The organism is Prosthecobacter sp., from assembly GCF_029946185.1.
Lineage (GTDB): Bacteria > Verrucomicrobiota > Verrucomicrobiia > Verrucomicrobiales > Verrucomicrobiaceae > Prosthecobacter.
Genome location: NZ_JAQSEA010000137.1, coordinates 16,223 through 40,674, shown reverse-complemented (window position 1 = coordinate 40,674; position 24,452 = coordinate 16,223). Strand labels below are relative to the sequence as shown.

General features: G+C 58.0%; 5 protein-coding genes. All 5 read left to right on the top strand.

Annotated elements, in window-relative coordinates; translation table 11 throughout:
- Positions 1–122 precede the first annotated feature (122 nt).
- The 5 genes from PSV43_RS11435 (at position 123) to vccD (ending at position 24,421) form a co-directional block, all read left to right on the top strand.
- Positions 123–16,694, top strand: coding sequence for an autotransporter-associated beta strand repeat-containing protein (locus PSV43_RS11435; protein WP_300196873.1), 16,572 nt, complete (start codon positions 123–125; stop codon positions 16,692–16,694).
- A gap of 190 nt (positions 16,695–16,884) precedes the next feature.
- Positions 16,885–21,909, top strand: a complete 5,025-nt coding sequence (gene vccA / locus PSV43_RS11430; protein WP_300196871.1) for a Verru_Chthon cassette protein A — start codon at positions 16,885–16,887, stop codon at positions 21,907–21,909.
- A 38-nt stretch (positions 21,910–21,947) separates the two neighbouring features.
- A complete protein-coding gene (gene vccB / locus PSV43_RS11425; RefSeq protein WP_300196869.1) occupies positions 21,948–22,412 on the top strand; it encodes a Verru_Chthon cassette protein B in 465 nt (154 codons plus the stop codon).
- Positions 22,413–22,425: 13 nt separating this feature from the next.
- Positions 22,426–23,637, top strand: coding sequence for a Verru_Chthon cassette protein C (gene vccC, locus PSV43_RS11420; RefSeq protein ID WP_300196867.1), 1,212 nt, complete (start codon positions 22,426–22,428; stop codon positions 23,635–23,637).
- 52 nt (positions 23,638–23,689) lie between these two features.
- Positions 23,690–24,421 carry a Verru_Chthon cassette protein D gene (gene vccD, locus PSV43_RS11415; protein ID WP_345784663.1) on the top strand — a complete coding sequence of 244 codons (732 nt, stop codon included), beginning with the start codon at positions 23,690–23,692 and terminating at the stop codon, positions 24,419–24,421.
- Positions 24,422–24,452 lie beyond the last annotated feature (31 nt).

Sequence of the window (24,452 nt, the reverse complement as noted above, 5' to 3'; positions counted from 1 at the left end):
CCACACCCCTGATTGCCGCCGCCACCAACAGCGCTGCCAACTCGCTGCTGACATTCACCGCCGCCGCCCCCGTCATCAACGTCTCCGGCCTTTCCCCCGTCGGTCTCGTCATCACGACTGCCATGACCACCACCGGCGGTGCCATCAACAAGGTTGGCAGCGGCTCCCTGGCCCTCTTCGGCAACAGCACCTACTCCGGCGGATTCAATCTCAAAGAAGGCACGCTCATTTTTGGCCTCAACACCACCGGCGCTCCGGGTGCGCTGACGAGCGGGGTGATCGGTACCGGCATCCTCACCATCGGTGGCACCGATCCGGCCAGCAGTCCGGTCATTCAGGCCAGCAACCGGCTTGGTTTTGCCGCGACTACGACCAACCTCAGCGCCACCGTCACCGTCAACACCGGCAGCACTCCCAGCAGTCTCGGCCTGACTCTCGGCCAGGGGGTCTCAGGCAGCGGCATCAAGGCGGGTACCTTCATCACCGGCCTCGCCGCTACGACCTTTACAATGTCGCACGTGGAGTACAGCACCAACGCCAACAACTCCCTGCGTGTGGCTACCGTCGTTGGCAATAACGTCAATCTGGTGGGTAATTTCACCTTCGGCGGTGACAGCCCCTCCTGGGCCGCCGCTTATGACCTGACCTTGACCGGCGGTGTGAATCTCGGCAATGCCACGCGCACCATCACAGTGTCCAGTCCGTTTGCCACCGGCTACATCAGCGGCAAGGTCACCAGTGGCGCGGGCAGCGTCGGGCTCGTCAAAGACGGGGCCGGCGTTCTGGTGCTGGCCAACAGCGGCAACGACTGGACGGGCTCCACCGTCATCAATGGCGGTGTCCTTGTGCTGGGCACCTACGCTGCAGGCACCAACGACCTCGTCATCCCGGACAATTCCGCTGTCACCATCGCCGCAGGTGCCATGCTCGACATGGCTGGTCGCAGCGAAACCATCGGCTCTCTCGCTGGCGCTGGCGTCGTCATCAACTCGCATCATTTCCTGACCGGTGGCACCAATCTCATCTCCACCCTGACCGTTGGCCGGGACAACACGTCCACGGAATTCTCCGGTGTTTTGACGTCGGTCACGACGAGCTTGTTCGCCCTCACCAAGGAAGGCACGGGAACGCTCACGCTCAGCGGCTCCTTCAACAACTATGCAGGCATCACCACCATCAATGGCGGCACCATCAGTGTGAAGTCCCTGGGCAACGGCGGTGGCGTCAGCGGCATCGGTGCCGCCAGCAACTTGGCGAGCAATCTTGTGATCAACGGCGGCACCCTCAAGTACACCGGCGTAACCAGTACAACAAACCGTTCCCTGACCATCGGGGCCGGCGGGGCGACGATTGATGCCTCCGGCATCGGCGCGCTCACATTCACTTCGGGAGCGCTGGCCTATGGCACCACCAACGAGGTACGCAGCCTGACCCTCACCGGCACCGCGAACTCCACCCTCGTCAACGTCTTTGGCATGACCATCGCCAACAACGGCAGCGCACTGACCACGCTGACAAAAAACGGCACCAACACCTGGGCGCTTACTGCTGCCAATACTTACACCGGGGCCACGACCGTCACTGCGGGCAATCTCTCGCTCACTGCAGGCTCTCTCGCCAACACCGCCATCAGTGTGGCCAATGGAGCCACCTTCTCCGTCCTGACCTCGGGGGCCTACTCCGCCGGCTCAACGAGCATTGCCGCTGCCGGAGCCAGCCTGAACCTCAATGCCGGTTCGACCTTCACCATGGCCAACAACAACTCGGCCGGCACCTTCAATCTGGTGCAGGGTTCCTCGTTTGTCGGCTCCGGCCTCACCATTGGCTCCACCAATGTGAATGACCCCAAGGTGCGCATGCTTTTTGACATCGGCAGCGGGACCAACAGCACGGACACCATTGTCGTCTCCCGCGGCGTCACCCTGAATCAAAGCGGAGCCACCATAGCCATTCTGCCTCAAACGGGCACCTCCATCCTGGCTACCGGCCAGCATGACCTTATCACCTTCCTCTCGGGTGGCCTGACCATCTCCGGAGGGAGCTTCGCCACGAACCTGACTCTCCTCAACAACGCCGTCATCCTCGGGGCGAACGGTTACAATCTCGCCCTGCAGCAGCTTGCAGACAGAATCGTGCTCAACGTCACCGCTGCCACCTTCCAGGATGCCTATTGGAAAGGTGCCTCCAATGCCTCCTGGGACACCTCGGCCAACTGGTTTACCACCGCCGCTGGTACCACTCAGCTCGTCGGCATCCCCGGCGCATTCACCAATGTTTACTTTAACACCGACTCGGGCGCAGGGAATTTCACCAACTCGCTGGGGACCGACCGCTCCATCGCCAGCCTCACCTTCCGCTCCGGTGCCACGGGCAGCATCACCATCTCCAACAACACCCTGACCATCATCGGCGCAGGCATCACGACCCAAGCTGGCACCGGCGCACATACCATCAACAGCAACGTGCGCATGCTCTCGAATCAGACTTGGGCGATCAATTCGGCCAACGCGCTGACCGTCAATGGCGTGGTGAGCGATGATCTCTTCGGCTTCAGCCTTACCAAATCTGGCACCGGCACCCTGCTGCTCAACAACGCCAGCAACACCTACTCCGGGCCTACCCTCATCACCGGCGGAGTGCTGGGAGTAACCTCCTTGACCAATGGCGGCACTGCCAGCGGCATCGGCCTTTCCGGAGATGATGCAGCCAATCTCATCATCAGTGGCGGAACCCTGCGCTACACCAACGCCTCTGGAACGGCTGCCAGCACTTCCCGGCTCTTCTCCCTCGGCCTCGGTTCTGCAGGTAACAAGATCGAAGCCTCCGGCACCTATGTTGACAGCACCCACACGGGCGCACTGAGCTTCACCAACGTCGGCGCCATGGCCTTCGTCGGTGGGGCAGGCGCACGCACCCTCACTCTGGGCGGCACCAACACCGGGCTCAACACACTGGTCCTGGCCCTCGGTGACTCCGCCTCAGCAGGCGCGGGCAGGACTTCTTTGACCAAGACCGACAGCGGCACATGGGTGCTCGCTCCCAATAACGCCGTGGTGGGCCTCGCCGGTGTCATCACAGGTGCAGCTCCTACCATTGTCACTCAGACCAGCACTGCAGGGTTGATCCTCAACCAGCTGGTCAGCGGGAATGGCATTGCACCCGGGACTTTTATCTCCGCCATTCTGGGGCCTGACAGCTTCCAGCTCAGCCAGGCGGCTGTCGTGCCGACCTCCGAAAACCTGACCATCAATGGCGCGGACACCTCCGGCCTTGTGGTCAACAGCACCAAGACCAATGCCGATGGAACGGTCAACCCCAGCGGCGCCTACACCGTCACCAGCATCCTTCCTTCCGACACGATGACCGTGAACTGGAACGGTGAAACCCTCACCGTTACCGTGCCAGACACCACAGGTCTGATAGTCGGTACCGTTGTGGACAGGAACGGCACCGCTGATCCGAACGGCATTTACACCGTCTCCAGCATTGATTCCGGCAGCAACAGCGTCGTCATCAGCACCCCCCCTGCCAGCATCACCCTCACTGGCGTGAGCACCTCCGGCTTGAGCGTCGGCACCAAGGTGAACGCGCAGGGTAATCCTGATGCCAGCGGCCTCTACACCGTTTCCAGCATCCAGGCACCGAACAGCTTCGTCATCTCCGCTCCTTTGACAGAGCAGACCTTTGTGTTCAGCGCCGCTCCGGGCAACGGCTACACCGGGGTCACCACCATCAACGGCGGTGTTTTGGTCACGGACGACATCAAGCTGGGCGGCATCGCCAGCGGCATCGGCGCTTCCACCAAGGCGGCGGGCAATCTCATCATCGACGGCGGCACATTGCGCTATACCGGAAGCGGCACCACCACAGACCGCCTGTTCACCATCGGCGGGACCAATGGCGCTACCTTGGACGCATCAGGCACTGGAGCTCTGATTTTCTCCAACGGCTTTCCGCTGGCCTTCACCAGCGGCACCAGTCGCACTTTGACTCTTACTGGCAGCAGTAATGCCGCCATCGTCAATATTCTGGCTTCTTCCATTACCAATGGCAGCAGCGGTCAGACGACGGCGCTTACTAAAGCAGGTTCCAACACCTGGCAGGTGGGGAATTCCAACACCTACACCGGTGTGACGACAATCACGGGTGGTGTGCTGCAGGTCGGCGTTCTGGCCAATGGTGGTTTAAACAGCAGCATTGGGGCCTCCACCAGTCTGGCCACCAATCTGGTCATCAATGGCGGCACGCTGCGCTACACCGGCAACGCAGTCTCGACTTCCCGTCTTTTCAGTATCGGTTCCGCAGGCGGGGTGATTGATGCCTCAGGCGCGGGAGCATTGAACCTGAGCGGCACAGGAGACATGGGTTTTGTCGGCGGGGGTGCCAAGACCCTCACGCTTACCGGTGCCAACACAGGTGCGAACAGTCTCTCTGTCCTCATCAAGGACAACGGCGTGAATAAGACCAGTCTGATCAAGTCAGGATCTGGCAACTGGGTGATTGCCGGCATCAATACCTACACGGGCACCACCACGGTGAATGGCGGCAATCTGCAGGTCGGGACCACGGCTACTCACAGCATCGGTTTTGGAGCCACCACCGTGAACAACGGTGCCAGCCTGTCCGGCTCCGGCGTCATCAACGGTACACAGGGGACCTTGGTCAATAATTTCGTGGACGGCACCAATCACGTCTTCAACAGCGGTTCCACCCTGATGCCGGGGACCAACTTTGGCAACAACGTCGGTTCCCTGACCTTCAAAGGCAACCTGACCTTGCAGACGGGCTCCACCGCCAATTTCCAAATTGCCAACGCCACCTTGAACGGCGGCCTAGGTCTGACCAGTGCACTTCTCACCGGTAACTATGACACCCTTGGCGGGTATCGTGACCTCAATTATGCTACCTGGGATGCCGCCGCCATCGGGACCGGCCGCACCGACTTCATCACCGTCAACGGCATGCTGACCTTGAACCAAGTCTCCTTCGTCGTTCAGGACTTGAACAATTATCTCACACTGGCCACCACCTCGGGTAAGGCCCAGAGCGGCGATATCTTCAATCTCGGCAACTGGGTCGGCTTGAATGCGCTTTCCACCTTCAACGTCGGTGAAAACTACCGCACAGGTGGTTCCGGCGGTGGCGATCTTTTCCTGCCCACACTCGGCGGCGGACTCGTCTACGATGTGAGCCTTTTCAACCTCTACGGCATCATCCTGACGATCACCCGGCCCGGGACCATCCCGGTCTTGATGAACAACTTCAATCTGGACCGGAGCACTTCTTGGAACTCCGTGGCCGCCTGGCTCCCTGCCACCGTGCCAAACTCCATCGGTTCCATCGTCAATCTGACCACCAATATCGGCACTGCCGTCAATCTGCATGCCACCATTACCCTGGATGGCAGCAAAACCGTGGGCGTGCTCGTCTTGGGTGACCAGAACAACACCAACCGCTTCGAAATCGCTCAGGGCAGCGGCGGCAGCCTGATCTTCAACAACGGTGACTATGGCAAGGCCCTGCTAAGCAAGGTGCAGTCCAACAGCACCGGCGCCGGCGTGGACGTGATCTCCGCACCGATTCAGCTGGCCAGCAACCTCCGCATCAATTCCAACGCTGGCGGCGCAGCGGCCCGTCTCGACATCAGCGGCTCTATTTCCCAGACCCCAGGTTCAACTTTTGGTCTCGACATCATGGGGGCTGGTCGTGTCACCCTGAGCGGTCAAACCGCCAACACCTACACCGGCCTGACCACCGTGTTCAGCCGCGGCTTCGGTGATGCCACCAATCCTCAGCTCGTGCTGGCCAAGACCATCACCAGCATGAACACCACCACGCTCAGCAGCGTCCAGGTTTCCACCTCCACAACGACAAATGGCAGCACCACGGTCAATCTGACTGGAGGAGCCAATACCAACAACTTCTACATCGGCATGGTGATCACGGGCAATCCGAACATCCAGGCGGGTTCGGTGATCACGCAGATCAATTCGAGCACCCAGTTTGTGATCGATAAACCCGCCACCTTGACCGACGCGACCGGCACAGCCACGACCTATGATGTCCGCCAGCTCGTCAACGTCACCAACACCACCGGCTTCTATGCAGGCATGGTGATCAACGGCAATTCCAGCATTCCCAACGGCACCGTGGTCCTCGCCGTCAAAAACGGCACTCAGCTCGTCTTGTCCAATGCCTCCACCGCCACAACCACCACCGCCACTAATTATGGCACTTATGTGGCCAATGGCACCATCCTGGGAGACCTGAAGCTCGGTAATGTGAGCATGGGCGGCCTGGGCAGCACCCTCGTTCATCTTGGCGCTGACGAGCAGATCGCCGACACCGCCCTCATCCGCTTTGATGCAGGTTTTGGTGGCGACTCACCCAGCAACAATGGCAACAACGCCTACTGGAAGCTGATGGGCTTCAATGAAACCGTCCGTGGACTTTCTGATTTCACTGCGGCCGGCGTCATTGAAAACACGGAAGGTGAAAACCAGTCCGCCAACAGCACCCTGACTTTGAACACCAGCGGGGTGAGCTACTACAACGGCTACATTCGGGATCGTGCCAACAACACCGGAACCGGCGTGCTCAACCTGGTCGTCAGCGGCAACGGCACTCAGGTCCTGGCTCTGGGCAACATCTCCTATTCTGGCACCACCACCATCAACTCGGGAGCCACGCTCGTTCTCGAAAGCACGACCAGCTTCGGCAATGGGACCAGCGGCGGAACCATCGGTGCTCAGACAATCACCAACAACGGCACTCTCGGCATGCGTATCACCAATGGTGGTACATGGTCGTTCGGACGCGCCATCTCTGGCACCGGGGCTCTCGTGCGCGATGGCGGCACCGGCACTCTTAATTTCAACACGGTGGGTGCTACATTTGGCGGCGGTATCAAAGTGCTGGAAGGCGGCATCACCAATTTCACCTCCTCAACCACCGTTACAGGTGGCGGCTTCTACATCTCGGGCGCTCAGAATTACACCGTCGTGAACTGGAATGGCGCGATCAATGTTCAGGCCGGTGGATTGACGATTTTTGGCAATGGCAACAACGTCACCTCTGCGGGTGTCTTGTCCGTCCTCTCAGGCAGCACGGTGACGGGCGCAGTGAATCTCCTTGGTGGTGACCTGCGGATCGAAGGCTCGGGTTCCTTGAGCGGAGTGACCAGCGTGCTGATCTCCGGCAGCGGCGCACTGGCTGACGGCACGACTTTCCAAGGTCTGAGAATTAGAAACACGAGTGCCACCGCCGTGAATCGCATCAACGACACCGCCACCATCACCATGAATGGCGGCCAGCTCACCCTGCAGGGTGTCGGCTCAGGCTCGGAAAACTTCTTTGAAACCCTGGGCACCTTGTCATTTGCGGGTGGTTCCAACCGCATTGTCTCTGAACGGTCCAATGCGGCTTCCAACTTGCTGACCTTCGCCAGCCTGGGCACCCGCGCTGCTGGATCCACCGCCATCTTTAACTCGACTCGCAGCGGTGCGGACACCGGCGGTGTCATCGCATTCACCAGCGCACCCACGCTCACGAACGGTATTATTGGCGGCTGGGCCATTCGGTCCACCATCACCTCCGGAGTGCAGGCGTATGAATGGGCCACTATTGGCACCCAGACGGTCAATGGTGCTTCCGTCAATGCCGTCGTGGGGCTCACCTCCTACACCCTGGCAAATGCCACCAACTCGATCAATTCGTGGTCCTCCACCCAAAATGTGAAGGTCTCAGTCTCCCAGACCCCCACCACTTTTGGCAGCCGCACCATCAACTCGCTCAACATTCAGAGCACCTCCGGCCTCACCATCAACATCAATCCGATCTCATCGACAACGCAGAGCACGCTCACCATCAACAGCGGGGGCATTCTTTCCCACGGCACCACCCATACCATCACAGGCGGCAGGATCACAGCGGGCACTTATACCGGATCACTCAATCCGTATGAACTCATCTTCCAGTTGCCGGTCAACCAGCTCAATGTCCTCAGCGCCATCGTTAACAACGGCGGCAATGCGGTTTCCGTGGTGAAGTCGGGTGCTGGCACCCTGGTACTGAATCCGACGGTGACCGCCAGCACTTTGTCCATTAATCCCAACACCACCTCGGTGACCCTCGCCACAGGCTCCTTCAATACGGATATTTCGATCGGATCGACGGTGACAGGGACGGGGATTCCTCTTGGTACGACCGTGGTTGGCCTCGTCAGCAACAACCAAGTCATCCTGTCTCAGAAACCCACCACTGCCGTCAACACCACGCTAACCTTTGGCGTGCTCAACACCTACACGGGCAAGACCTACCTCAACGAAGGCGTGCTGCAGATCGCCCGCGAAAGTGACTTGGGGGCGAATCCTTTGACCTACCAGGCTGACCAGTTGACGCTCAACGGCGGTACACTGCGCGCCAGCACCAATCTGGTGTTCGATGATGCCAACCGTGGCATTACCGTTGGGACCGCAGATGGTTTCATCCGTGTGGCCACCAACAGCACCCTCACTCTCAGCGCCGCCAACAGCATCACCGCAACCCTCGGCAGCCTGATTTTTGCCCCCGACGCCAGCAGCCTCGGAGTGCTGCTGATCTCAGGTAATAACAATCTCTCGGGCGGCCTGGAAACCATCGGCACGCAGACGCTTGACGTCGGTACACTCGCTTCAACCTTCGTCACCGGTGGAACCACCTTGACCGTGACCACCACCGCCGGACTCGAAGTGGGAGCCACAGTCACTGGAGATGGCATCCCCGTGGGCACCGTCATTACGAGCATCGTTGACGGCACCACCATCGAGATCTCCCAGTTCGCAGTCGCAAATGGTACCAATCAAAACCTGGCCTACAGTGGCTTCAATGCCGTCAAACTGACTGGCGACAACACCATCGGCTTCATTCGCATGCTTGGTTCCACGATCGCCTTGCTTGGGAATAACACGCTCACCAGCGACATCCTGCTGACCTCCGGCCTCCTGCGCTTGGGTGGCAGCAACCAGTTTAATGGCACTCTCACCGCCAACGGCGGCGAAGTCCGCTTTGAAAGCAACACCGGCCTCGTCAGCAGCACCGGCGGCTACAACGTCTACACGGATGGCACGTTCAACTTGAACGGTTTCTCCACCACCGTGGCCAAAGTGACGGGCAGTGGCACCATCACCAACAATGGCACCTCTCCCTCCACCTTGGTCGTCAATGCATCCGACAGCTTCACCTTCAGCGGAGTGATCAGCGACGGCTCGGTCACCTACGGTGTCATGTCCCTGACGAAAAGCGGAAACGGCATCCTCACTCTGGGCAGTGGCAATTCCTACTCAGGTCCCACCGTCATCAACGGTGGTGGCATCCGCGTTTCACAGCTTGGATTTGGCGGGCAAAACAGCAGCATCGGCAACGCGTCCATGGATGCCGCCAATCTGGTGTTTAACGGTGGTTCCCTCCGGTTTTTCAATAATTCCGCCACCTTCACAGATCGTTCCTTCACTCTCGGTGTGGGTGACAGCGCCGGGGCCATCATCGCTGACGGTACCCTCATTGGTGCTACCCTGAACATTGGCTTCAATGACCAGTCCCCAGCAGTGGCATTTATCGGCACAGGCTCCCGCACCCTGACCCTGGGCGGAGCCAATCGCGGTGAAAACAACTTCAGTCTGGCTCTTGGTGATGGCACGGGCGGAGCCACCTCGCTCAACAAGATTGGCAACGGCACCTGGGTGCTCGGCTCCAAAAGCACCTACACGGGAGAAACCATGGTCAATGCCGGCATTCTCGCAGCCACGATTGACCGCGCTTTTGGTGCCTCAGGTGGTGCAGGCATCATCATTGCCGGCGGCACCAACGCCAGCAACCTCATCGGCAATCAGAACGCCACCCTCGACTTGCGCAATGTGAACTACGCCACGGTCCAAACCATTTACCTCGCTGGCGGCACCTTGGCCACCACCACGGGAAGCAGTTCATGGGCTGGCTCCGTTTTCGTCAATGCCAACTCCACCATCCTGGTTCAGCAAGGTTCCTCCCTCAACATCAAGGGCACCTTTGGCGGAGGCAGCACGGTGTCGCAGATCGGCAGTGGCACACTGATCCTCAGTGGCCAGGCAGATCTGACCACCCGCAACAGCCTTCCTAGTTACAATGTGACCAATCACACTGTCCAGGCCGGCACTCTGCGTCTTGATTACAATAACAACAATTCCAGCAAACTCTCCGACACTGGCGCGCTGGTTCTCGGTGGCAGCCGCTTTGGCGGCACCCTCGAACTGACGGGCGGTTCCCATGTGGAAATCGTTTCAGGCGTCTCGTTGAGTGCTGGGGCAAATCGAGTCTCTCGTTTGGACGGCGGCTCGATCCTCCGCATGAACGGCATCAGCCGTGGCGCAGGGGCTACCATCAGCTTCAGCGCCAACGACATTGCCAGCACCGACACTAACAACACCGTGGGCATTCTCGGTGCTTGGGCCACCGTCGGCTCTTCGGATTGGGCTAGGAAAAGCTCCTTCAACGAAGCTCTGGTCGATACGAGAACCACGACTTCTGGCGATCTCCTGATTCGCGCCTACAGCGACTACACCGACAATGTGGTGAACAACGACTGGACCCTTTCCACCACCACTGGAAACATGAATTTCATCGCCAACACCACACAGACCGGCCGGACTGCCAATACAATGCGGTTTAACAGTCCTCTCAGCGGGGGCGCAGTCAGCACCCTCACCCTCAATGGAAGCAATACGCTTCAAGGCGGTGCCATTTTGGTCACTCCCAACATGGGCGGCAACTCGGCCCTCATCAATGGCACAGGCAAACTCACCACCGGTAGAGTGGGCACCACCGTCAATGACCTGTTGATTATCCAGAACAACACAAATGCTCCATTGGAAATCTCCGCTTCGATCATCAACAACACGGCCAGCCGTGATGACCGTTCTGGAACGCTCGTGAGTGCCAGCAACTTGGTGCGTAACATCGACTCTGCGGACCTTGCCGTCGGCATGCTCGTGACCGGAAGTGGCATCCTAGCGGGAACCACCATCACCGGGCTCTCCTCAGTGGCCACAGTCAGCGTGCAGAGCGCTTCCGGCACCAACGTGGTTGTCTCCGGCGCGCTTCCTACCAATCTTTACTTGGGAGCCACCCTGCTTGGCCGCAAGGTGACCGGCATCAGTGGCCAAAACATCACCCTCGATGGGGTGGTAAATGAAACCATTTCAGGCATCACGACCCGGGAGTTCCAGACCAACACCATCACCCTCAGCGTGGCGCCAACGTCCTCCGCGACGGGAACCCTTCAGTTCAACCAAGATCGTGCGGGCACCACTGCGGCTGGCAGCACGACGGTCACCGGACTCAATGGCACCCATGGTACCAGCGGTCTCTACGTGGGAATGCAGGTTTCCGGAGCCGGCATCGTTGACGGCACCATCATCACTGCGATCGGCACCAATTCCACCATCACCCTCAACAACGCCGCCGTTGCTGCGGGCACTGGCACTCTCAACTTCACGCAGGTGACGGGTCTCGACAAGTCGGGCCTGGGCAACCTGATTCTCTCCGGCATGAATCTCTACACAGGGGTCACCATCCTGAATGCAGGGGTCACCACCATCCAGTCTCTGGGAGTGGAAGGCTACAATGCCAACACGGCGATGATCACCAACCTCACCTCGCTGGGCCGCACAGCGACACTCACCGACACCAGTGGTTTGACCATTGGGACCACCGTCAGCGGGGCAGGGATCCCCTCGGGAGTCACCATCACCGCCATCAATAATCAAACGACGGTGACATTGTCCAACGGCGCTCTCCTCACCACCAACTCCAGCCTGAGCTATGACAGCAGCACCGTCGTTGCGAAGGCGGGTGCCATTTCAGCCACCACCACCGTCAACAGCGCCACGGTCACCGTGGCCAGTGGCACGGCAGGGCTTAGCGTCGGGCAGACTGTGACAGGCGCAGCCATTCCCACCGGTGGTGGAACCGTGGTCATCCTTTCCATCGTCAACGGCACCCAGATCACCATTGGCGTTATCAATGGAGGTGGCAACGCCGCCACGCTCGCCTCTGCTACGGGGACCGCCAACCTCACCTTCGGCAACCCCGGCCTGTTCACCGGCACTCGCGGCACCAACACTCAAAGTGGCACACTCATCACCGTGGGCAGCACGCTCGGAATGACCGTCGGGCAGACCCTTGCCGGCAACGGCATTCCGGCCGGCTCCACCATCGTGCGAATCCTGGATCAAAACACCATCGAGATTTCCAATCCCGTAACCACCACCGGCCAGAACAATCTCACCTTTGGAGCCAGCACCAGCATTGGTGCCACCCTGCTCGCCACCACCGCCAACGGCAGCGTCACAGTCCTCGTGCCCACCACTGCGAATCTGAGTGTGGGTGAACTGATCTCGGGACCTGGCATTCCGCTGGGAGCCACCGTCACCAAAATCATCAATGGAACCACGATCGAAATCTCCTTGGCGGCAATTTCCACCGGCTCCAACAACCTCGTGTTTGCAGGCCCTGCTTCCAGCCTGGGCGCCTCCCGCAATGCCTTGGCCAATCTGGTCTTCAACGGTGGCACGCTTCAATTCAACGGCTCCAGCGCCAGCACAGACCGTGGATTCACCATCAATCAGACCGCAATCTTGGATGTGGGCAATGCCTACACGGTTCTCACTATGGGTGGCAATTTCACCACACCGGGAAATCAGGATTCTTACGGCATCGTCAAGATCGGCTCTGGCACCCTGGCCCTACTCGGAACTTCCTTCGGCGGCTACGGCATCGATTCCTTGGTGGTCAGCGACGGCACACTCAAGCTCTCGCCTGCCTTCAACGACCAATACATCCGCAACGACGTGGGCTCCCTGACCATGGCCGGCGGCACGCTCGAAATTCAGAGCATCTCTGGCCGCACCACCACGCAGAACATCATCGGCACGCTGAATATCACCGAAGGCTCTTCCGTCATTCGCGTGACGGGTACGACCGGATCAGGAACCTTCCTCAATCTGCAGGACATCAACACCCCTTCGCCCATCAATTATGAAAAGGGTGGCACAGTGCTGTTTGAAGTGAATGGCGGTGCCTTGGCGGCTCAGATCACTCTTTCCGGCCGCGCCTTGGTCGACGTTGGAGTTGTCATCCCACGTGCCCTGTTCAGCATTAACAATCCGAACAATCCGGGCGTGAACAATTTTGCCATTGTGGACTCCGCCACAAACATCCTCACCGGCTCCGACATCAAAGGATCGCACACTTTCAAATCAAATCCGGCCAACTGGCTTGCCACTGACCACATCTCTGACGGTGCCCTGCTCGAAGAATCATTCTCTGGCAGCACTGTTTCCAGTGCCTCGGTGAATACGATTCTGCTGACCAACAACGCAACCAGCGTTGCGGGTGATTTCAGCGATTCCGCAACCTTGGTGACACGCGTTCCGGGAGCTGAGCGGCTGCAGGTCGGACAGCTCATCCGTGGCTTTGGTATTGCAGACGGCACTTACATCACCGCCATTGATCTGACCAACCCCAACAACAGCACCATCACCCTGAGCCAGGCGACCACGGCCTCGGGCAATGCGGAGAACCTTTATGCATTCGATAATGCCTCCGTTACCGGCACCACTTCCATTGGCAGCAGCACCATCACCAATATCAATGATCCTCGCCTGCAATTGGGAATGGCGATCGGCGGACCTGGCATTCCCTCTGGCTCCTACATTACGAATATCAATACGGTTGCCCGCACCGTCACATTCACCAATCCCAATGGTCTGACCAGCACAGTCGCTGGCGCGGATGTCGCCTTGTATTCTGAAAATCTCGCGACCCTGCCCGTTGCTCTCAATTCGAGCATCATCAACATCACGGACATCCTCACCCTTACCAGCGGCGCTATCTTGCAGGCCACCCACGCAGGCACCCACCAAAACTCCATTGTGGGAGGTATCCTCACCTCGGGCCTTGCGAACACGGACACCACCACCGCTGACCTCATCATCTATAACTGGAATCCGCTGACGGCCTTCACCATCAGTTCCGCGATCGCCAACAACACCGCCGCCGGACTGCTCGTCAATCTGGTGCTCAGCGGCAACGGCACCACCGCGCTCTCCGGCTCCAACACCTACACCGGCACCACCTATCTGCAGGGCGGCGTCATGCGCCTTGATTCCGTAGATGCGCTGCCTTCCAACAGCCATCTCCGTATCGACGGCGGCGTCGTCGGTCTCAATTCGGGCGACTTCACCCGCAGCATAGGCACGGGCAACACTCAGGTGGATTGGACCAGCAGCGGTGGCTTTGCCGCTTACACGACCGACCGCACCGTCAACCTCGGCGGCAGCGGAGCCACCCTCGTTTGGGGCCTCAATGGTTTCGTGCCGGACAATGATTCGCTCATTCTGGGCGCTCAGGATGCCGACAGCACCGTGATCTTTGCCAATGGCATTGATCTTGGCCGCAAGTCTCGTCTGGTGGAAGTCATCAGCGGTCACGGCTCTGTTTACTCTTCTCCCGGCGTGCTGGCTCCTGATGCCACCATAAACGGTGTGCTCTCCGGCAGCGACGGTCGCCTGATCAAAGGTGGCAACGGCGTGCTGAGCCTCGCCGCGAACAACACCTACGCTGGCGGTACCTCCCTCGCAGAAGGCACACTCATCGCGCAGCAAAACGGCTCTCTGGGAACCGGTGCGGTCGAAGTCGGCACCACCACCGACACACGCTCTCCCGGCATGGCACTCACCTTGGTCTTCAATGGAGACATGCTTTCCAATGCAGTGACATTTGGCAATGCGAACAGCGAAGGCATTTCGGTGCTCGAAACCAAGGCGACTACGACAATGGTCACCGCCGCTCTCGAGATCGACAGGGCCGTCGGCCGCAATGTCTTCTTGTCTGACAATGCCGGTTCCACCGTCACCTACGAAGGAGCCATCTCAGGCCAGGGTGGCATTACGGTCATTGGCGGTGGGACCGTCGTGCTCGCCGGTGCCAACACCTATGGCTCACAGACAGGTGGTTCTGGTGCCGCCATCACGGGGGGCACCGTGGTGCGGGCAGGTACTCTGGTTCTTCAAAACACCTCATCACTGGGTCAGACCACCACCCTTGAACTGGGAGATTCCACCTTCACCCCAGCATCCACTGGCCTTGCTTTGACGGCCGATTACGCCACCAATGGTGCTTCACTGCTGGGGGTGGAGAACGAGTTTTCCACCACAGCCTCCAACATCAGTGGCCTCGGCGGTGCATTTTTGGCCACGGGCGGGGGGATTCGAAATGCCAACTCTCTGAACAGTGGCACCGGTGCCTTTTACAATGTCAGCCGTGTCATTGACGGCGTGACCTTCAGCACCGCTGACATTGGCAGGACTATCATTCTGGTGAAGGATGAAGTTGATCATCCTGAGCGCAACGGCCTCTACGTCATCACGCAGATCAATGACGACCTGACCATGAACCTGGCTCGCATTGACGGGGTCAATAACAATGTCCCAGGGACTTCAAATGCCGTCCTAGCCTTCAATAACTCGACCAACATGGTCTACGGTGCTCGTGTGTCCGTCAGCAGCGGTTCCTCAGCAGGTCGGAATTACTTCATGGCCGCGCCGAGTGTCACGACCGTCAATGGTGTGGGTACGGATCCAATTCACTGGCTGCAGGACACGACCAATCCCGATGTCAGACTCCAAATCGACAATGCAGCCATCACAACGATCACGCAGAACATTGACGTCAACTACAATGGAATTGGAGCCGCCACCATTGCTTCCGCCAATGCGGTCGAATTCACCGGAAACGTCACCCTGCAGGATCTTCTCGTCGGCGCTGTGGATACCAAAGACCTTTACATTGAATCCACAACCGCGAATTCCGCGACGGGAATGACCTTCTCTGGAACCATCAGCGAAACCAATGGTGCTCAGGACAAACTCAATGTGGTGAAAACAGGCTCCGGTGTGGCCACATTCTCGGGCAACAACACCTACCATGGCGATACCTATGTATTTGATGGGACCTTGCTGGTAAATAACAGTGCTGGCTCCGGCACGGGCTCAGGTAATGTGATTGTCAGTCCCACGGTTGGCAGTGCCACGCTTGGCGGTACTGGCACCATCGCTCCCGGCATTGGCAATGGTCTCACGGTTTATGGCAACCTGATGGTTGGCGGGATTGACCAAACCGCGGCTAGCCAGCTCACCGTCGCGCTGAACTCCACAGGGGACGGCCAAAGTTTCGCCACTCTATACGCTGGCTCCACACTCCAGTTGAATCTCTTCCTCAACGAAGGCTCAAATACGACCACCGAAGCTGACCGCTTGGTTTTCAAAGATGTCGGCTCTGCGGCATCTCTCATCACCATTGACCGGGCGATTCTCAGTGTTGGCATCGGTCAAGGCAGCACCTTGGATTCGGCCGCTTTCAATGTCGGAGACTCTTGGAAGCTCATTGACTGGGGCAACCTCACACCCACTGGCACCTTCTACAGTGCCAATGGCAACGAGCTCACCGGTACGGATTTCATGGACCTGCCCTCGTTGAGTGGCGGCAGGTTCTGGGACCTCAGCAACTTGTACTCCACGGGGGTCATCGTAGTGGCTGTGCCTGAACCAGGCCGCTTGCTCCTGCTGCTTTTGGGGGTCTTGGCCTTGGGCTGGCGCCGCCGCCGCAAGCTGGCTCTTTGAGCCAGTTCCTGTCCGGCCTGCTGGGAAAGTACCCAGCTAAGACTTTGTGTTTACATAATAAATACCTTGTCAGCGGGATGCGAATTCATTATTATCACCTCATAAATCAAAAATTTAGAAGGAGCTAATCATGAACGCCGTAACATTAGTCGCAAAGTGGAATAAGCGCAGGAAAGCCATGGCTTTAGTCATGGTGGTCACCACCGTGGCATTGATGTCCATGCTGATGATCGCGATTTTTTCAGTCACCCGCACTGAATATAAATCCACTCAGAGTTATGTGGCCTCTCGAAGTGCCAAGCAGCTTGCCGACCTCGCCGTCGTATTTACCGAGGTCCAGTTGCAAAATGCCCAAAATACTGCCACAGGCTCCTTCAGCCGCACCATTCACGCCACCCAGCCCGGCATGGCACGTGTTTACCAGGCCAACGGTGATTTTGTGCGGGCCCACAAGCTCTATTCCAGCTCACAGATGGTCGTTACTGGCTCCAATGAAGCGGACATTTTCAACACGGCCAACCAAATCCCAACAGACTGGGGAACACCTCAAAATGTAGCGCGCTATGTGGATTTGAACGACCCGATCGTACGCCCCGGCCTCACCACCGGCACCATGGCCCTTTATTTCCCAATCATTGATCCCCGCGCGGCTTACACCGGCACTGCCAATGGCCGGACCATGACCGCAGTGGAGGGCTTCTCTTACACCAAGAACACTCCTGCAATTTCGGGTGCGGGCGGAACAGTGACCTACAACGAAGTGATCACACCTGCGGATGCTGGCACTGAACCCAACAAAATGCGCCTCCCCATGCCGGTCGAGTGGATCTACATCCTGCGGGATGGCACGGCCGGCGCTCTTGACGCCAGCAACAAGTTCATCAGCGCCGACGGCTCCACGGTCGCTTCAGCCGCCAATCCCATTGTCGGTCGGGTGGCGTTCTGGACCGATGACGAGTCTTGCAAAGTCAATGTCAACACAGCCTCGGAGCCGACCTTTTTTGCTCCGCCCTATTTCTATCACCAGCGTGATTCCAAGTGGGCCAATTTCCCCGGCACAGCGGGTGAATATCAGCGTTATCCCGGTCATCCCGCCACCGTGGCACTGAGCGCGGTGCTGGCACCCGGGGTCAATTTGGACGTTTATAGACCCAATGCCAATGTCCCCAACATTACGCAGACCAAAGACGCCATTTACACCCTCATCCCCAAAATTGCCACCGGGGGCTCCTCCTCGGGTACCAAGCCGTTCGTGAGAGATGCATTTTCAGGCAGCAATGGTGAACTGGCGGTCGCCAACAGCGGCGACACCGTCCAGGCACGCAAAGAAAGGTTGCTCGCCAGTGTGGATGAAATGCTGTTTGCAGACGGCGTTAACGATACCAATGCCAACTACAACGAAAATCTGGGCCGTGTGGCCACCAGCATTCCGCTGCCTGGCGAGGGCTCGCGCTACTTGTTTGATCATGACACGCTCGAGCGCTCCAGGTTTTTCCTGACTTCCAACAGTCGGTCCCCAGAGTTCAACATTCACGGTCTGCCGCGCATTGCCATGTGGCCGGTTGCAGATGAGGGTCTCGGCCAGCAACGGCGCACCAGCTTTGATACCATGATTGCCCTCTGCTCCACTTTGCGCGGCAAGACCGCCGGAGCCGCCATTGCCAACAGTTATATTTTCCGCCGCGCTCAGCCCCATCACCCCACCCATGATGTCACGGGTTCCTCCTCTGATTACGGCGGTTCAACCGGGCTCGCACGTAACAGCATCCTCCTTGATTATCTCTATTCACAGATGACGACCCTGCAGTTTCCCCAGACTTCATCGCTCGGCAGCAGCAACAACTTCGGTCAGAAATACGGCACCGACAATGCCGCCCAGCTTGCCATCCAGTTCTTTGACTACATCCGCTGCACCAATATGTATGACGGAGTCCTGGCGCGCAATAATGATGGCATGTCAGGCCTGAACGGCACCACTCCGCTGACCAGCACGCCGCTTTACTTGGAGCGGGACAACATTACCAAATCCCGCTTTACCTATACCGAACAGCGCATCACACGCCGCGCCACGGGCAGTTTGAATGATGGCCAGACTCAGGTCGGCAGTTCGCTGCTGTCAGACAATGCTTCGGTGTTTCCCGGGCACGGTCAGGTTTCCCCGGCGCGCTGGCAAAAGAACGGCCGCATTGTACAGGGCTTGGGCCGCATGTTTACGATTTCTGAGCTTGGTTTCCAGTTCATTTGCACGGCTGATGGTCAAAACGATGCCCAGTATGCGGTGAACACCGGCGGGATCCTGAGCGGCGGCGGCAGTGCCCCCAAGGCACTTTCTACCCGTGAAAGTGGTGCGGCACCCACCTCAAATCCTGGCGGTGCTGCTGCCACTTTTCTCCCGGCTGGCATGCCGCCCCGCACCCCGCCATGGCTGGGGTTTAATCGCTGGTATTCCAATTTCCCGCCATTGTCATTCCCCTACAAAAACGGCACGCTCTACGGCTGTGATCCTACCACCCCGGCCAAGCACCCGGCCCTCCATCCTGGCTACAATCCCGCCAACTGGAACATGACCCTGCCGCTCAACACACCGCTGCTTCCAGAGCAAAAGCGGGTGCAGGCCATGCTGATGCTGGAATTCTTCTGCCCCATGTCTGGCTGGACGAAAATGTTCCCAGAGTGGGCCATCGTTCTGGATGGCAATTTCATGCGTTCGATCATGCTCAATGGACAGTCACTTTTCCCATCGACGCAGGACGTTATTGTCAAATCCAACGGCAACATTTACGAGGCCTATGACTGCTATTCCATGGGCGGCCATGTGGGGCCGACTGCCATTGCTGGCGGCCGGGCGGGTCCGGGCTGGGGTACTTCTCAGATCGGTGATGACACCAACCCTTATGTTTCAGGCAGCCTTCGCGCCTCAGACCCCAGCCGCTATATTGCCAACCCTGGCTCCGGTAGCAACGGGCATGACGGTTTGAACAACTGGGGACTCATCAGTCAGTTCATTACTGTGGATCGCAATACGCCGATGGTTTTGACTTTTGGCCAGCGCGATCTCGTGATCAAAATCTATGACGCGCACAATCGCGCCGGAAACAATGGCGAGGAGACACAAAGCATCAGCATTTCCTTTGATGGCGCGACTCTGCCCGTTCCAGCACTGGTCTATTCCTCCAACGAAAGACGTGCCAATGGCAATCCTGTTTACGATCCCGCTAACAAGAATGAGATCAATCACTATTACTACATCGACTCTTTTGGCCGGGACACCTACCGTCGTTCCACCCAGGCGCCTCATTGGTGGTGCTTTAACCGCATGGGCTGCATCAATCGCATGAGTGGCCCGCCTAACCCGGCCTACAAAGGAACTCTCAACCCGCCCCTGTATTTGGTGCCGCCAAAGTTTAATACCAGCTTTGCGTCGAGCGATGATCAGCTCTGCACTGGCCGCCTCGATACTGAAAACCGGTTTGCCACCGTCAGCGGCGGTGTTGTGACTTTTGACAACGGCGGACGAGCTGGCGTGAGCCTCATCCCCCCGGAAGCGGCCACGGTCAGCGGCGGTCCCGACAATGGTACCGTCATCATGGACTTGAACGGCAATCCTTGGTCCGGCTCGGATGTGATCCGCACCTTTGTCCCTGCCGTCGGAGATTATCGCCTCCCGGCCGCACGCTACAAGGTGCCCAACACCATGTGGATGCGCCATCCGATGTGGACGAAGATTGACACCATGCCGCCGCTTCAGCAGCCACGCAACATTCACACATTCACCACGCATGTGACCACCACTGAAGCGGGTTGCATCTTACCGAGCGGCGCTTCGATGACTAAATATCCCACCTTGGGCCTGAACAAAAACCAGTTGCTGGTCGCTGGCGCACCCTACAGTGACGGACGTATTCCCGATCTGCCACCCGACGATGGCTGGGCGGCTACTGCCAACGCCTACGGCGACTATGACAACGGCATCGCCAATGCCCGTGATGGTGCCTATGTGAACAAGCCTGACGAGGGCAATTTCTATGCCGGGAATTTTACCCGCTACAGCAAGGTTCAGTTCTATCGCTCTGGTTATTTCTTCGAGCCTTGGCGCAACAGCGATGACTGGCGCACCGGCATCTACATGACCCCGAACCGCATGGTGTCTTCCCCAGTCATTTTTGGTTCACTCCCCACCGGCGTTTTCGAAGGCGGCAATGTCAGCGCCAACGCGATTTCCGCTGGCGTGTCTTACTCTGAAGGCAAGCCTTGGCAGACTCTCCTATTCCGCCCTCATGCCAGCTCCAACGCCATCTATGGCAAAGGAGTCACTCCTGGCCACCCGGGTGACAACAACCCGCGCGACCACTATCTGCTGGATCTCTTCTTCATGCCCGTCGTGGAGCCCTATGCCATCAGCGAACCGCTTTCCATCGCAGGCCGCATCAACCTCAACTACCAGATCGTCCCCTTCACGAACATCACCCGTGCCACCGGCATGCATGCCGTGATGAAGGGCGAGTTCATGACCGCCATTCCGCTGGGAGACATCGAAAACGCGAAAACCTACCAGACTGTCGCCAACTCCTCGATGTGGAGCAACTCGGGTGACCGCTTTTGGGATGAGCAAAACAACCAAAAGTTCTGGCACCGTCCTATTGATGTCACCAAAACCCTGTATCAGTTTGACCAGAAATTCCACCATTCAGCAACAGGCACCAATCATGCCATCAATCGCTATCGGGGTCTCTTCAGGAGTCCAAGCCAGATCTGTGAAATTCATCTGATTCCCGACATAAGCAAAGGTGCTTCCTCCGGAGGGGAGATTCTCGGCAGTATTTCCAACATCAATGCCAACACCAGCGGCACCAACCTGCAGTCCGTGATGGAACAGTTCTGGCAGAGTCATCCAGGAACCGGTGACAACACCCGTGAACGTCCCTATTCCAACATCTACAGCCGTGTCACCACTCGCAGCAATACCTTCCGAGTTCATATGCGGGCGCAGGTCATCACCAAAGCACGCTCCTCGGCTGCAGATACCATGGACCCTACCAAGGATGCCATCTTGGGCGAATATCGTGGCTCCTCTCTGATTGAGCGTTACATCGACCCCACCGATTTGAGCAATCCTCTGCCTGATTACGCTGCGACTGCCAACCCCTTGGGTGAAAAGCCCTTGGATACTTTCTACAAGTTCCGCACCCTGGAAAGCAAACGTTTCAGTCCCTAATGACTGCCTGACACTCGTGTGGGCCCAATCTCTTGCATATGAAACATCTCAAAACATCCCGGTCACAGGCTGGTTTCTCACTGGTCGAGGTCGCGCTCGCCGTGGCCATTGCGGCTCTCGCCATCATCACCCTTCTGGGGCTCCTGCCTCAGGGGCTTGAGATGGCGCGTAAGACGGCAATGATGGTCAACGACAGCAACATCTTGGAACAGATCACGCACGACATGGAAAATGCGTCCTTTGATCTGCTGCCCAGCCAGAAGGTGAAAAAGTACTACAACGATCAAGGGCGCGAGGTCCTGCAGGATGCCCAAGATCTCGCCTATGTTGTGGAGATTGAGCCCCAGCTTGTGGCAGCACTGCCCAAAGCTGAGAAGACCCAGCCTTATATGAAGCGTATGGTCATCAGAATCGCCGCGTCCAGCACGCCAGGCTTTGTCTTTGGTACCAACAACACGCTCTCCTATGTCACCTTCAATCAGTTGATCGCTAAAACCCGCTGATTTTCTCCCTGCCATGAAGCTTTCCGCCGCCTCTTCACGCTCACCGTCTCCTCGCCGTCTTCGGTCGGGTGCCGGTCCAGCCTTCACTCTCATCGAACTGCTCGTTTCTGTGACGTTTCTTGTGATCTTGATGCTCGTCGTCTCTCAGGTCATCGGCATCGTGCAGCGCACTTGGGTGCGGGCCAATTCCCGCGTGTCACAGTTTCGCGAAGCACGTCAGGCATTTGACACACTCTCACGCAGCTTGACTCAGGCCACCCTTAACAACTACTGGGACAACGAATTTGACACCCTGGGAACGGATGCCGCAGGTCAGCAGATCACCCTCGCCAAAGAATACTTCAGGCAGTCGGAGCTTCAGTTTGTCTGTGGTCCCACCGGCAGGATCGTGCCCGGCGCTGCAGGCAACTCGCAGAACTACCCGGGACATGCCGTTTTTTTCCAAGCTCCATTGGGAGTCGCAAGTTTGGTGGCCACTACAGGGGCGGGCGGCAGCGGCCAGCCGGTCAACACTGAAAACATGGTCAATCTCCTTTGTGGCCGGGGTTACTTTGTGGAGTGGGGGAGTGATGCGTCCTTTCGCCCGGCCTTCTTGGAACAGCTCAACAACGCTGTCCCGGTACGCAGTCGCCTCCGCTTGATGGAATACAGTCCCACAGCGGAAAAAAACCGGATTTATGACACCTCTTTGCGGCCGATCACCTCTCATTCCATGGAGTGGTATCAGGACGTGCTGACCACTGGAGTTCAAGACGCTAATGAAACCGCACAATCTCGTGCGTTTACCCGGCCTATTGCCGAAAACATCATTGCCTTGGTGATTTCTCCGCAGGTGGAGGTGACCGGCAATGCGAACGTTTCTCCTTATGCCATTGCCCCTCAGTTCATTTACGATTCGACATTGAAGATCAATCCTGGGGCCTCCCCAATCAATGCCAGCCCGCAGGGGACACAGCACCTCCTTCCGCCACTGCTCAAGGTCAGCATGGTCGCCTTGGATGAACGCTCCGGAGAGTTCCTTTCGCGGGAGGAAAACAGCCAGATGAGAGCGCAGCTGCTGACAGCGATTGCTGGCAAGCTCCAAAATGCCTCCAGCTTGAGCGAGGAGCTCGATGGATCCCAAGGCAAGGTCGGCACCCTGGTTCAACTCCTGCTTGATCAAAAACTTAATTATCGGGTATTCAGCACCACCATCCCCTTGAAGCAGGCTCGCTGGAGCTTCTAAACCGAATTTGTCTCGCTTTCTGCATTCATTAACCCGGCCCACTTTCTTTCCAATGACACACTCCCCATACTTTAAGCGTCAGGCCAGACCGGCCTTCAGCTTGATCGAGATGCTTGTTGTGATCGCCATCATCGCGATGATCATGGCTTCTGCCACCCCCGCCTTGATGCGTACCATGCAGGCCACCCGGCTGTCATCGACCGGTGATTCCATCATGGGTGCCCTCACCGAGGCAAAGCAGCTGGCTTACGCACAAAATGTTCCCGTCGAGTTGAGGTTTTTCAAATACCCTGACCCAGATTTCCCCGGCTCCTCCGTTCAGTTGTTCCGCTCTTATCAGAGTTTTAAAATCGTCACGCTGACAGACGGCACGGGAGCGAATGCACAGACGAAGGAGTCCGTGGTACCTGTCGGCACTTTGTCCAAATTGTCTGACGGCATCATCATCGCAGCTGATCAGGAGTTATCCCCGCTCCTGAATGGCCAGAGCGGGCAGGCACTTGATGACGTCAAGACCAGCAGTTCGGGTGGTGCGGGCTATTCCGGAGTGGCCAACGCTAAATACAATGCCATTCGCTTCATGCCCGATGGGTCGTGTAGAAAAGTGAGCGCTCAGAATGACGGGTTTTCCCAGCTCGATTACGGAACCTTGCCGACCAGCTTTCTCACCATCACGTACAACAACGGCCAGGAGATCACCACGGGCAACCTGCCCAAAAACTTTTACACCATTCAGATTGATCCATTTACTGGCAAGGCGCGCAATTACCGCCCCGGCTTCTAGTACCTCCTCACGGGGGTGGCGGTTCGTTTCA

Coding starts and splice junctions, on each gene's coding strand:
- vccA (WP_300196871.1), top strand. CDS start 16,885: ATGGTGGTCACCACCGTGGCATTGATGTCCATGCTGATGATCGCGATT.
- PSV43_RS11435 (WP_300196873.1), top strand. CDS start 123: ATGACCACCACCGGCGGTGCCATCAACAAGGTTGGCAGCGGCTCCCTG.
- vccD (WP_345784663.1), top strand. CDS start 23,690: ATGACACACTCCCCATACTTTAAGCGTCAGGCCAGACCGGCCTTCAGC.
- vccC (WP_300196867.1), top strand. CDS start 22,426: ATGAAGCTTTCCGCCGCCTCTTCACGCTCACCGTCTCCTCGCCGTCTT.
- vccB (WP_300196869.1), top strand. CDS start 21,948: ATGAAACATCTCAAAACATCCCGGTCACAGGCTGGTTTCTCACTGGTC.